This is a genomic window from Sphingobacterium sp. JUb20, from assembly GCF_004342035.1.
GTDB classification, from domain to species: domain Bacteria; phylum Bacteroidota; class Bacteroidia; order Sphingobacteriales; family Sphingobacteriaceae; genus Sphingobacterium; species Sphingobacterium anhuiense.
This window is the reverse complement of the sequence record NZ_SLYV01000031.1, coordinates 1-13759: the sequence shown is the minus strand read 5'-3', so window position 1 is coordinate 13759 and position 13759 is coordinate 1. Positions and strand designations below refer to the sequence as shown.

At 37.7% G+C, this 13759-nt stretch carries 7 protein-coding genes and 1 pseudogene; 7 read left to right on the top strand and 1 reads right to left on the bottom strand.

Going from position 1 to position 13759, the window contains the following annotated elements; all coding sequences use genetic code 11:
• Positions 1 to 201: 201 nt before the first annotated feature.
• A complete protein-coding gene (locus tag EDF66_RS26675) occupies positions 202 to 369 on the bottom strand; it encodes an IS3 family transposase (protein ID WP_409049554.1) in 168 nt (55 codons plus the stop codon).
• Positions 370 to 418: 49 nt separating this feature from the next.
• On the opposite strand from EDF66_RS26675, the gene EDF66_RS25845 reads away from it, so the two are divergent.
• From EDF66_RS25845 to EDF66_RS25820, 7 genes and pseudogenes are all read left to right on the top strand, one after another.
• Entirely contained in the window at positions 419 to 2008 is a 1590-nt protein-coding gene (locus tag EDF66_RS25845; protein WP_132846195.1) for an RHS repeat domain-containing protein, read from the top strand.
• A complete protein-coding gene (locus tag EDF66_RS25840; RefSeq protein ID WP_132846193.1) occupies positions 2008 to 2511 on the top strand; it encodes a hypothetical protein in 504 nt (167 codons plus the stop codon). Before EDF66_RS25845 ends, EDF66_RS25840 begins: the two co-directional genes overlap by 1 nt.
• Positions 2512 to 2927: 416 nt before the next feature.
• Entirely contained in the window at positions 2928 to 3146 is a 219-nt protein-coding gene (locus EDF66_RS26290) for a hypothetical protein (RefSeq protein WP_207898798.1), read from the top strand.
• Positions 3147 to 3826: 680 nt separating this feature from the next.
• The gene (locus tag EDF66_RS25830) at positions 3827 to 7345 is read left to right on the top strand and encodes a DUF5977 domain-containing protein (RefSeq protein ID WP_132846191.1); all 3519 of its coding nucleotides are present in this window, start codon (positions 3827 to 3829) and stop codon (positions 7343 to 7345) included.
• A 47-nt stretch (positions 7346 to 7392) separates the two neighbouring features.
• Positions 7393 to 11946 carry a DUF6443 domain-containing protein gene (locus EDF66_RS25825; RefSeq protein WP_132846189.1) on the top strand — a complete coding sequence of 1518 codons (4554 nt, stop codon included), beginning with the start codon at positions 7393 to 7395 and terminating at the stop codon, positions 11944 to 11946.
• A 576-nt stretch (positions 11947 to 12522) separates the two neighbouring features.
• Positions 12523 to 12630: pseudogene (locus EDF66_RS26515) on the top strand (hypothetical protein); the annotation flags it as partial.
• Positions 12619 to 13167, top strand: coding sequence for a type III secretion system effector protein (locus tag EDF66_RS25820; protein WP_259195073.1), 549 nt, complete (start codon positions 12619 to 12621; stop codon positions 13165 to 13167). The pseudogene EDF66_RS26515 and the gene EDF66_RS25820, both read left to right, overlap by 12 nt.
• Positions 13168 to 13759: the final 592 nt, after the last annotated feature.

Here is a 13759-nt window from a genome sequence, read left to right as displayed (position 1 = left end):
TTTTTTCGATTATTATAATAACGTTTGTTCTTTATCATATGATAGACGCAAGAAGAACCGAGCGTCAGAAAAAGATTTATGAAGAACGATTAGACCATTTTAAAAAAGTGAAGCCCGATCATTGATCGGGCTTTTGTTGTTTGTTATTGTGCATAAGCTTTTCTTGTAATTGCAACTTAAAAGTGGAGACTTTTTATGCCGCTAATTTCTGTTTGAGTGATAAAACGATTCCATTTGATTTGGCGTTTTATACCCAATAGCAGAATGTATCCTTTTGGTATGGTAAAATCCTTCGATGTATCTGAACACCTCTAACTTTACACTCTCCCTGTCGATAAACTTATGATGGTATATACGCTCGGTTTTAATTAATATATCTCCTTAAAAAAGTCTCCTGTCAAATGTAGCAATTCCAGTAGTGACCACTTCCACCACAGGCCATACTGTTGTTAGCGATTACGGGACCAATGCAGCAGACGACGTCTGGATGTGGAGCATCAATACTGCCAGTACGGTGATGAGCGAGACATTGACCTATGATGATATGGGCAATATCAGAACATTGACGCGTGATACCGGAAGTCCGATCACCTATACCTACAATAATGACAATAAGAGCAATAGGTGGCTGACTCTTACAGGCGGGCTTACAGGAACATTCACTTATGACCTGAACGGCAATGCGACCAAGGACCGTACGGATATGCTTTTTACCTATAATCACCTAAATCTCCCCAAAACACCTATTGGAGGAGGCCGTTCCGTCAGCTACCAGTATGATGCAATGGGCACTAAACTGAAAAAGCAGGCTACAGTAAACGGTATCGATATCGAACAGGACTATATCGGAAGTATCGAATACAGTAAAGTGGGGACAGCAGCAACCAAGATCGAACGTATCGCTACAGAAGAGGGATTTTTACTGAACAGTGAAGGTAGTTACAGTTACCATTACAACCTGACCGATCATCTGGGTAATGTCCGTGCTGTGATCAAGCGGGAAGGAAGTTCAACCGTTCCGTCTGTGGTTCAGAAGCAGGATTATTATCCGTTTGGCAAAACCAGATCTATTGCAACGAGTGTAAATAATAAGTATCTTTATAATGGCAAGGAGATGCAGAGTGATCTAAATCTGGGTACGCATTCCTTGGGAGGTTCTTATGTCTTGGAAGGACAGCTGGATTACGGGGCTAGGTTTTACGATGCAGAGATTGGGCGTTGGAATGTAATAGATCCGATGGCTGATAAATATCAATCTTATTCGCCTTATAATTATGCGCTTAATGATCCTGTTGGAAAATTGGATCCTAATGGTATGTGGACAAGAATGGCGGGTGGGTGGAAATCGACTAGTGATCCAGAAGAGATTACGGAGTTTATGAACCAGAGTCAGGGAATGACAAAAACTGACAATAACTCCTATTCAATTGGAGATCCACCTAATGAATACAAGTATAATGACAAGACGGGGGAATATGATTTTGTTAGCACAAAAGGAGGTAATCAATATGATATTTTACATCATGAAAATGCTTCTTTTACCATCAATAATTATGCGGGTGGGGCGCGATTTGGCCCTGGTGCATGGCTCGTAAAAAGACAGCTTGCTTCGGGAGCTTTGGAAGATGCCAACTGGATTATTGATGTTGGGCTTGGAGTCGGGACCCTCTCTTATAAATTGATCGGTAATCTGGTGGCTAGAAATGCGTCAAAAGGAGTTCATCTTGTATACGAAGGGATTGATGCAGCGGGTAAGGTTAGATACGTCGGAATTACCGGAAGAGAGGCAACTGTCAGATTTGGTGAGCATTTAGATGCGATAGGTACAGGAAGAGAATTATTACAATATCAAGTTGTGAAGGGCGCAACTCGCCTCTCTGAAATTCAAGCTAGAATTTGGGAGCAGGCATTAATAAATCAATATGGTCTTAGCCGGAATGGTGGTCAACTTCTTAATAGAATTAATTCAATCGCACCAAAAAACTGGTTGCAATACGGTATAAAATAATGGCACGAATAAACACAAAATTAGGTGACGTTTTTTTTGTTAAAATAAACGACAACAGTAAGAAATATTTTCAATATGTCACAAGTGATCTTACTCAACTGAATAGTGATGTGATCAGAGTTTTCAAAAATATATATCCGATGGATGTCAATCCTGATTTATTAGAAATCGTAAGTGGAGAAGTAGAATTTTATGCCCATTGCGTTACGAAGTTAGGAGTTAAAATGAACTTGTGGGAAAAGATAGGTAATATAAGTGAGGTCGGAAATATCACAAATATTATGTTTAGAGGGACAACTGACTATGGTGTGTGGATTGGAGAAGAGCCAATAAGAATATCAAAAAAATGGTATGTTTGGACAGTCAATAAACCATTTAAGGACGTAGGAAAATTAGAGGGTGAAAATCGAGAAGCAGATATTGGAGTTGTTGTCAATCCTTACGATATAGTAGAACGTATAAAAACAGGAAAATACAATTTTTTCTATCCTGGTTTTGAATAGTCAGAATAATAAATTTTTATATAAAATTGACCTCTGGTCAGTAAACTGGAGGGTTTAAATGTAGAAAATTAAAGCTGTATCATATAGTATTAAACATTAATCAATCAATACTGGCTGCTCAAGAATGGTGGCCAACTTCTAAATAGGATTAATTCAATAGCACAAAAAACTGGTTGCAATACGGTATAAAATAATGGCACGAGAAACACAAAAATTGGCGATGTCTTTTTGGTTAAGACAGACGAGAGCAGCAAGAAGTATTTTCAATATGTCGTTTGCGACCTTACCCAATTAAACAGCGATGTAATCAGGGCGTTTAAGAAAGTATATCCAATTAACGCCCATACCGATTTATCAGAAATCGTAAAAGATGAAGTTGAATTTTATGACATTGCGTTACAAAATTGGGTGTGAAAATGAGCCTTTGGGAAAGCGTTGGAAAAACAATTAAAGTCGGTACTACTTCGCAGATATTATTTAGAGATACGAATGATTACGGCTCAAAGATCGGAGCAAAGCCAATCAGGGTATCACGAAATTGGTATGTGTGGGAAGTTAATGAGCGTTTTAAAGATGTAGGGAAATTAGAAGGAGAAAACCGAAAAGCTTATATAGAAATTGTTATGAACACTTAGGGATTGTAGAATTTCTAAAGGGGAACAAATACCTCATTAATTATCTCGAATTTGAATAAAGAGCAAAACCCCAGCATGTCCGGGCTTTTTTACTTCAAAGAAATCTTGCTTTGATAAAGTGGTCACCAGTATTGAACAGGTATTCCTTTTCCCTTTGGGGCAGAGGGTGTCAATTATCGTTGCCTTTTTTACTTATACGCACAAATTCTATATCCTCAATTCCTTAAAAAAGCTATAAAATTATCTTAATAAAGAAATTTCTATTTATTGTTTTTTTATATGAATACTAATCTATACTTTTATCCCATTATATTTGCCTAACCGATACTATTGAATTTATTTGCCTTTACCATTTAAGTAAATACAGCCAGAACCTATATTTTAATTTTCTAACTTCTTTGTTCATTATTTCGATTGAATTAACATAATAATGATGCTTTTGAAATTTAGCAATTGTTTTATACATGCCCATCTTAAATAGATAAGGATAATGTTTTACTATGATTCTATATAGAACATTAATAGTGTTTAGATAACCAATTTATATAATAAAAGCTAACCATTTACTATTATCAATATAACATACTTAGTAAATTAAAAAGGTCTATAAAAGTAAGATATTTATATGATTTTTTAATTCTGGAAATTCTTATTGATTCAAAATCTTACTAATCTATATTATGAAATTTAGAATTTTTTTATTGTTGTTAACAAGTTTAATATACAAGGTTTCTTGGAGTCAAGAATCTTTCTATAAAGTTATTCCACCATCGCCGACGGCAAATAGTTTACTTCGGCTATCAGATATCCCAGTAGATTTCAGTTCAGGGCAAGCAAATCTAGAAGTACCTCTTTACACTATTAAAAGCGGTTCTTTAGTACATCCAATTGGACTTAGATTTCTATCCGATGGTTGCAAAGTGGATAAAAATTCATCAATATTAGGTCAAGACTGGACCCTTTCTGCGGGAGGAGTTTTGAGTCGTCTTATTAGAGATGAACCTGATGATTTGGTGTTAGCTAGTAGAAAAACGCCTAATTATTATCGCAATTTGATATCCCAAATAAAAACAGGTCAGAGTTATGTCACCGAGTTAAATAATGAATTAAATTATGATATGGCATATGATATATTTAATTACCATGTAAATTCTGGAATTAGCTCTAAGTTTATTGTGGATAAGAAAAGTAATAAAGTATTAGCCAAACATTTGACTTCTAGTTCTGATTCTATCTCCATTACAGGCACAGGGGCATTTGATGGAGCTCGTATTGTATCACCAGAGGGATTAATTTATGTTTTTGGGGCAGCTCCAAATTCGGGATATACAGAGTATAAATCAGGAACTATGAGACCTTCAAGTTGGTGGCTAGCTATGGTGATTTCACCCAATTTGCAGGATACTATTTCCTTTTCTTATAAAAAACAATTCCAAACTGTTTCAAGTGTTTCAGATCAATTAATTATCCGTGACGAACTGGAAAATTTTGTTTCAATCACACCATCTGATGGAGAATTATATGATGTTTTAAATAATGGTAGTACACCAAAACTACTTTCCGAATCATTTTCTAATATATATGAGACCTGTTATTTGTCGGAAATTAAATTTAAAGAAGGTGTTGTCCGATTTAATGTGAAAAATGAAAATTCTATTCTAATTCTTGAAAGTATGGAAATATTGGACAAGTCAAATAGTCAATTTAGAAAGATTGACTTTAATACTTCCTTCTTTTATAGACCGGACAACACTCCGTCTGATTTTGTTAAGTTAGATAGTATAAAAATAAAATCTGTTGGGGTAAAAGATGAAGTCTACGCTTTTAATTATTTTTATAACAAGCAATTGGGACTTCCAACTGGAAATTCAAAGTTACGATCAAAAGATTGGGGCGGATATTATAATGGTAATTCATCTTCTCTTATTCCTTCAAACCCCTATGTAACCACTTGGTACTCTGGGTTGCCTCCTGGAAACAGACGTCCAAATTTAGAATACACAAAGCAGGGAATGTTGAAGCAAATTATTTACCCGACAAAAGGGAGTGTAAATTTTATTTATGGAAGTAATAAATATACTCAAGGATATGATTTTCAGCAAGATATTAATCCGGAAGGAATTGCTCCAGGATTAAGAATTGAAAGAATTTTTCACATGGATGTTCAGGGTGATACGGTTTTGAGTAAAATACTTGAATATTCTAAAGGCCAATTGACTATGGACTATGATATTCGTTATTATGCCAATCAAAAATATTTGCATAGTTCGACAATAGGAAGCCTAAAAAGGATAACATTGAGTCCGAGCTATCGTGAAAGGATTATTTATAGTGATCTGATGCCTCAGATATCCCACTTTGTATCACCAGGAGTTAATTATGGAAAGGTTCGAGAGATCAGAAATAATGGAGCATTAAGAATTGGATATACCGATTACTTTTTTTCGCCCCCTTCTTTTATTTTCGTCATACCTACTATAGGTGTTTCTAGTTATAGTTTTTCCGGTGATCCAGCCAATGCAAGTCCTGCCGCATTTTATGGAGGCTCTTCAAATTTCTATAATTATAAAATGAAATATAAGCCATATGTAAATTACAATCTTACAAAAAAAATGATTTTCGAATCACCATCGCCCACTTCTATCAAACTTAAACAAGTGGTTGATATTAATTATCAGCTTTTTAATAACCAAATAACCTATGAAACAACTGTTAATCAACTAAATTTTATTAAAAATTCCAATGAGGATCTTAATACAGGTTATTTCAATATGATCAGTACATCTGATATGGCTACAGGAATTTATGCAGTTGATAGTGTGGAGCTTTACAGTGGGGCTTACAAGGCAATCTCTGAGAAAACAATAAACTATAGTGATGTAGGAGTTGATTCGTCCATATCTAATGTGCTGTACGAATATAGCAATCCAAAATATCTCTTTCCATCGAGTATCGCTGTTGATAGAAGCGATGGTAGAATACATCTTCAGAAACTGAAATATGCATTTGATTTTAGTAATATAACTTCTTTGGAACCTCTCTCTCAAGGAATATTGACATTATCTAAAAAAAATATAGTTTCCATTCCAATTGAAACGAGTTCTTTTATACGTAAGGGAAATCCACTAGTAAATTATTTGGTTACTTCTGAAGTAGATGAATACGATGCCTCTTCCCTGTTGGTTAAAAGAAAATTTAAGGATATTTTGACAGCACCTATTATAATTCCTTCAACTACTACTGTTACGAATGGAAAGGTCGTGTTAAATTATCTAGAAAAAGTGTCAGAAGTTATACGTTACAATTTGGCTTTCAAGATTACTGAGTTTAAAGAAAAAGATCAATCCAGTACAACTATTCTTTGGGGATATAGAAATCAATATCCGATTGCTGAATTGAAGAACTGCACATTTGCAGAAGTATTAAATGTAATTGGTCAACCCACTATCGATGTTTTAAATACTGATTTAGTTACCGATGAATTGATAAATAATACAATAAAAACTCTCAGATCTGCACTGACCAAAGCTCAGGTAAGTACTTTTATCTATAAACCGCTGATTGGAATGACAAGTAGAACTGATGCCAACGGCTATACTGAATATTATGGTTATGATGGTTTTGGAAGGCTTGTATATATCAAGGATTTTGACGGAAACTTGCTTAAGACATTCTGTTATAACTATTCGGGACAGCAGGTAGACTGCTTTGAAGAAATTAAGGAGTATAGTAACTATGAAATTTTCCAAATGTTTACTAAAAATAATTGTCCCGTAGGACAGTTGGGCAGCCCGGTAGAATATAGAGTCTCCGCAGGCAAATATAAATCTCTTGTTTCTCAGGCAGACGCACAGCAACAAGCTCAAGCGGATTTGCAAGCTAATGGACAAACCTTCGCTAATTTAAATGGAGAGTGTAAAGTTCCAAATTGTACGAGGGTTAAAATTTCTTACCTAAAATCTTTTGTCGATAATAATGGGGGAAACCTATATATAGGATATATTCCTTGCAATTCAACCACTCAACAAAAACGAACGGTAGATAATTTCACAATTGAAAATGACCCATATAATTCAGATAAAAAGTATATCTATATATGTGTAACAAAAAATAGTTCTGTTAATTTTTATATGGGATATGACAATCAAGTATGGTATCCTGAAACTTTAACTGTCAATGAGGACGGTGTTTGTTTTTAATTATTTAAAATCTTATTGAATTAAAATTTTATAACCCGTTATAGATTATGAAAGGATTCACAAAATACCTAGCCTTATTACCGGTATTGTTGCAGGGAGTAGGTATACACGCCCAAAATATAGACAGTATGCAACTAGATAGCAGTAAGATACAGTCAAGAATGCTGTATTCTGCAAATACCGTTGTTTCTCCAATGGCATTACCTGCACTTCCCACTATCAATTATACCATTCCTCCGAGCATATCGGTTGGTCAGAGCATCAGTTATGTACCTAGTAACAGTGGAGGCGCTGTATATGCCAACGGAGATGTGTTCACCGTAGCCGGATTATCAGGTAGCAGTGGCTACGTCAATGGTAGCGGAACTGCAGTTCGGTTTAATCTTCCGGGGAGAATGGCTGCCGATGCTTCGGGCAATATCTATGTCTGCGACCATTATAACCACCGTATCCGTAAGATTACCCCGGCAGGAGTTGTGAGCACCTTCGTTGGCAGCGGTACCGCTGCCCATGTCAATGGCACAGGCGAGGGAGCCTCGATCAACACCCCCAATGGTATCGCCCGGGATGCCGCCGGCAATTTCTATTTCAGTGACCGTGGCAATTTTGTTGTTCGCAAGATCAGCGCTGCAGGCGTAGTCAGCTCACTTGCAGGGGGCGTGGGTCTCCGAGCCTATGCTGAAGGAACCGGTACAGCCGCACGTTTCAATGCGCTGTCCGGGATGGTCGTGGATGCTTCTGGCAATATCTATGTTTCCGATGAAGGAAACCTAAGAATCCGTAAAATTACTCCTTCAGGCGTAGTCACTACCTTTGCCGGCAGCGGTAGCCAGGGTACGGTCAACGGTACCGGTACAGCAGCGAGTTTCAACGGGATGAAAGGGTTGGCAATCGACGCATCGGGGAATATCTATGTTGCCGAATATGTGATCGGCAATATCCGCAAGATCACCCCGGCAGGTGTTGTTACGACCTTTGCCACGGGCTTCACCAATCCGATGGGTGTTACGGTGGACGGTTCGGGCAATGTCTACGTCAGTGATGCCAGCAATGTGGTCCGTAAGATCACCCCAGCAGGAGCAGTGAGCATTTATGCGGGGACCGGAGCTGCTGGCAGCGACAACGGCAGTCCATTATCCTCAACATTTAAGGGACCGGAAGGTGTTCTGTATTATGGCACGCGGTTATATATCGGCGATACGCAAAATCATCTGTTACGTGGATCCTGGTTCGGTATCGGTTACAGCATCAGTCCCGCACTTCCCGCAGGTCTGGTTTTTGACCAGAGCACAGGTAAGATCTCCGGAATACCTACAGCAGCCAAAGTAGCGACGAACTATACGGTCACAGCCTACAATGCCGCAGGCTCCAGTACCAAAGTTATCAACTTTGCGGTTGTTGCTGCAGCTATCGGCAGTTCCGAGCAGAACTATATCATTGAGCGTACCGTCAGAAATCCAAACTATAAAACCACAGCGGCCTTAACAGGCAAGCCTGTTGACAGCGTCAATATCAAAGTGAGTTACTTTGACGGTCTGGGCAGACCCATGCAGGTTGTTGACTGGCAGGGCAGTCCTTTAAAAAATGACCTTGTCCAGCACATAGCCTATGATGGATTTGGCAGAGAAAGCATGAAATATCTGCCGTATGCAAAAAACACGGTTAAGGACGGTGGATTCAAGACCACTGCCGGTGCAGACCAGCAGGCCTACTATGCTGCGGCTAATACCTGGGATGTCCATGTCAAAAAAACAGATCATCCCTACGCGGTCACAGTCTTTGAAAACAGCCCTTTAAATCGGATTACCGAGCAGGGGTCTCCCGGATTAGGCTGGCAGCCAGCAGCTGATAGAACAGCAGTTGTGACCACTTCCACGACAGGCCATACTGTAGTTAGCGAGTATGGTACCAATGCAGCAGACGACGTCAGGATGTGGAGCATCAACACTGCCGGTACCGGAGCCACATCAGCTTTCTATGCTGCGGGCAAACTGTATAAGACCGTTATCAAAGACGAGAACTGGGTGAATACCACGGGAAAACAGGGTAGTGTAGAAGAATATAAAGACTTTGAAGGCCGTGTTGTGTTAAAACGTACCTGGGAAACCGGCACCAAGAAGCTGGAGACCCATTATGTTTACGATGACTTTGGCGATCTGCGCTATGTGATCCCTCCCGGATATACAGCTACGGCAGTTACCGACAACAGTACCGATTTCAACGAGCTGCTCTATGCTTACAGGTACGATGGCAGAAGAAGGCTCATTGAAAAGAAGATCCCGGGCAAAGGTTGGGAATACCTGGTATACAACAAGAATGACCAGCTTATCCTGAGCCAGGATGCTATCCAGCGGGGCCGTAAAGAGTGGAGTTATACCCGTTATGATGCTTTTGGACGAGTAATATCATCTGGGCTATATACGAATAACATATCTACCGAAATCACACGGAGTCAGGTTCAGGGCCGTGCCGATGCAACTGTTCCCCAATGGGAGAGCCGTACTGCTGCGGACTATCCCGCTACAGCGACATCCTTTCCACTTGCAGGTACAAATATTACCATCAAACCTTTGGTGACCAATTATTATGACGACTATATTTTCACAGGCTACAACACAGCAGGTTTAGGATTTTCCGGAGCTCAAAAAAGTGCCAAAATCAAAGGACTTCTTACGGCGAGTAAAGTCACATTGGACGACGGTACCATGCCTATGCTCACCATCAATTATTACGATGATTACGGCAGAGTGATCCAGTCATCATCCCAGAATCAGTTTGTCGCCAGTGGGGGTACAGATGTTGTGACCAATACCTATCTTTTCAGTGGCGAACTGGAGACCAGTAAACGGATGCATAAAGCCTCGACTGCGGGGACAGTCACAACGATTTTGACCACAAACAAATACGATCATTTAGGACGTTTGGTGGACACCAGAAAAAGAGTCAATACACAGGATGAGGTTTTACAGAGCAAATTGGCCTATAACGAAATCGGGCAGCTGAAAAGTAAAAGTATCCACAGTGAAAACGGTGGCACCAATTTCCTGACCAGTGTAGCATACGCTTATAATGAGCGTGGCTGGACTACCAAAGCCACATCGCCCCAGTTCAGCTATGTGCTGAACTATAACCTGAACAGTGCAGGCACAGCTGTCATTTCCAATGCGCAGTACAACGGTAATATTGCGCAGCAGTTATGGGGCCATGCCGCTACGACAAACAGTACGTTCACTTATACTTATGATGGGTTAAACAGATTGAAGAAAGGGATCAGTACCGGTACGGTGATGATCGAGACATTGACCTATGATGATATGGGCAATATCAGAACACTGATCCGCGATACTGGAAGTCCGATCACCTATACGTACAATAATACCAATAAGAGCAATAGGTTGTTGAGTCTTACAGGCGGGCTTACAGGAACATTCACTTATGACCTGAACGGCAATGCGACCAAGGACCGTACGGATATGCTTTTTACCTATAACCACTTGAATCTCCCCAAAACAGCCACAGGAGGAGGCCGTTCCGTCAGCTACCAGTATGACGCAATAGGCACTAAACTGAAAAAGCAGGCCAGTGTAAACGGTATTGATACCGAACAGGATTATATAGGAGGTATCGAATACAGTAAAGTGGGGACAGCAGTAACCAAGATCGAGCGTATCGCTACAGAAGAAGGATTTTTGTTGAACAGTGAAGGTATTTACAGTTACCATTATAATCTGGCTGACCATCTGGGCAATGTCAGATCGGTGATCAAGCGGGAAGGTAGTTCAACCGTTCCGTCTGTGGTTCAGAAGCAGGACTACTATCCGTTCGGCAAAACCAAGTCTATTGCAACGAGTGTAAATAATAAGTATCTTTATAATGGCAAGGAGATGCAGAGTGACCTGAATCTGGGTACGCATTCCTTGGGAGGTTCTTATGTCTTGGAAGGACAGCTGGATTACGGTGCTAGATTTTACGATGCTGAAATAGGACGTTTTAACGTTATAGATAGATTTTCCGAAAAATATTCATCTTTATCTCCTTATCATTATGGAGCATTAAATCCAATTAAATTTATAGATGTCAATGGGGATTCGATTAGAGTAGCCGGTTCCATGGAATTTAAATTACAATATCTCAAAGATGTTAGAGTATTACTTAAGGATCCGGTTCTAAGACAGGCATTTGAATTTGTTTCTTCTAATAAAGAAACGGTTTATATTAGTGAAGTTAAAGCTGAGAAATCAATTTTTGGTGACGATGATATCAGTACAGAAAATTACGACAGAATGAAAAGAACTGGTGTTTCTCATACAGGCAAGGGACTTGAATTAAAGTACGCACAACTTGATGGAGTTAAAATGATGGATGTCGAGTCTACTAATTCAGCTGTTACTTTAGGTCATGAACTAACACATGTAAAAGATATATTAGGAGGGGAAGAGGGCAGAGATGCAAAAGAAGCACGCCGTTTGAAAATTGATAATGTAGGGAAATTTGTCAATCAGAGAATGGAAAGACGTGCAATAATGAATGAAAACCGAATACGTAGGATTTTAAATATGCCTGAAAGAAAGACATATTTAGGAGAGAAATTAATTAAATAATTTGATTTTCCTTTAAAATAATCACAATCGTTTTAGATCTTAATGAAAATATGAAAAAAATATTATTAATAACTTGTTTTGTAATTTTAATCTGGACTTGTTTAACGTTAGCTTTAAATATTTATTCTTATATGAGTCAAGGAGTCATTGGTTTACCCAATAATTCTTATGGTTATCCTGTACCTATTAATCGAATTGTGTTCGAAAATGTTAGTTTATTATTATATTCATTCAATATTATTCTTTTTGTAATTTACAAAAGTAAAATATTGCTGCATTTTTTGTTAGCGTTTACTTTAATCTATATTATCTGGTATCTATATCAAATAATTATTGTCGAAGAAGTAGAAAGCATTAGTAAATATTTATTATTTATTAAAAGCATTATTTTAATATTTTTACAATTCCAATTAATCTTTTTTTGTGGCATAAGGAACCTCAATTTTTTTCTTTTATTTTTTATCTTGTTAGTCGTAGTTTTCGGTCTCTATTTTATTGATAAATTTGGGATTCTAGAAGATAGTTTTTATAGGGATAATTATTTGTAGTTGAAATCATTGAGATTACGGCGCAAGGTTTTATGACGCTGAGATCGGACGTTTTAATGTCATAGACAGGTTTTCTGAAAAGTACTCTGCATTATCACCTTATCAATATGGTGGTTTAAATCCTTTGAAATATATTGATGTTAATGGAGACTCATTAAGGATTCGGGGTTCAGATGAATTCCAACGACAGTTTATGAAGGATTTAAGAGCAATAATAAAAGATGAAAAAACAGCTAAGATTTTCTCCTATTTACATTCCAGCAAAACTGATATATACATAACAGAAGCAAAAAGTGTTACAGGGTCTGTGATGGAAGCAGCGGGTGATAAAGAAAAAGGAGAAAATCTACAGATGAAGGAGAGCGGTGTTAGTCATACTGGTAGAGGACTTGAGATAGAATATTCTCAATTGAACGGGGTTAAGATGCAAGACGTTGAAAAAACTAATTCCGCAGGTACTCTTGCTCATGAACTAACACATGTAAGGGATGTGTTAAATGGTCAGGAAGGAAAGGATTATAAAATGGGGGTACAAAAAGGATTAAAAGGATTAGATAGAGAGAAATATGTTAGAAGTCAAATGGAAAAAAGAGCGGTAGAAAGCGAAAACAGAATTCGTATTTTATTTGGCTTACCAGAAAGAAAAACCTATATGGGGCAGAAAATTAAATAATTATGAAAAATCTGTTTAAAATAATTGCATGCTTAATCGTTGTTTTGCAGCTTGTACTTTTAGTTGAGAAGGGTAATGATTTGATATATTATGATAGATATCTAGGGCTTCCAAAAGGCTCTTATGGTTACCCCGTTCCTTATCATAAAATAATATCAATTTTCTGTCTAATAACTTTATTTATTATAAATCTTCTGGTTTTAATCTTTAAAAAGAAGAGTCTCTTTTATCATACTTCTATTGCATTTTCGATAATATATATGGTAATTATTGGGTATGATCTCTATTTGCATAGATATTCAAATCCAGTTATTTTTAAGGAAATCTTATTCTTTTCCTTAGTTTTTTTGATTTTTACTTTATTGATTCCTAAGTTTAATGATCTAAATATAAAATTAAATATATATTGGCTAATCATTAGTTTAGTGCTTATTTTTGCTATTTTAATGTCTTTATTGTGGTTAGGAATTATATAGGATAATATATGAGAATACGATTACGGAGCGAGGTTCTATGATGCTGAGATAGGCAGGTGGAATGTTATTGATCCGAAGGCAGAAGTCAATAGGCGTTGGTCACCTTATCGTTATGC

What these genes read in the sequence shown, in the direction of transcription:
- EDF66_RS25840 (WP_132846193.1), top strand. Translation starts at nt 2,008, where the DNA reads ATGGCACGAATAAACACAAAATTAGGTGACGTTTTTTTTGTTAAAATA.
- EDF66_RS26290 (WP_207898798.1), top strand. Translation starts at nt 2,928, where the DNA reads ATGAGCCTTTGGGAAAGCGTTGGAAAAACAATTAAAGTCGGTACTACT.
- EDF66_RS25830 (WP_132846191.1), top strand. Translation starts at nt 3,827, where the DNA reads ATGAAATTTAGAATTTTTTTATTGTTGTTAACAAGTTTAATATACAAG.
- EDF66_RS25825 (WP_132846189.1), top strand. Translation starts at nt 7,393, where the DNA reads ATGAAAGGATTCACAAAATACCTAGCCTTATTACCGGTATTGTTGCAG.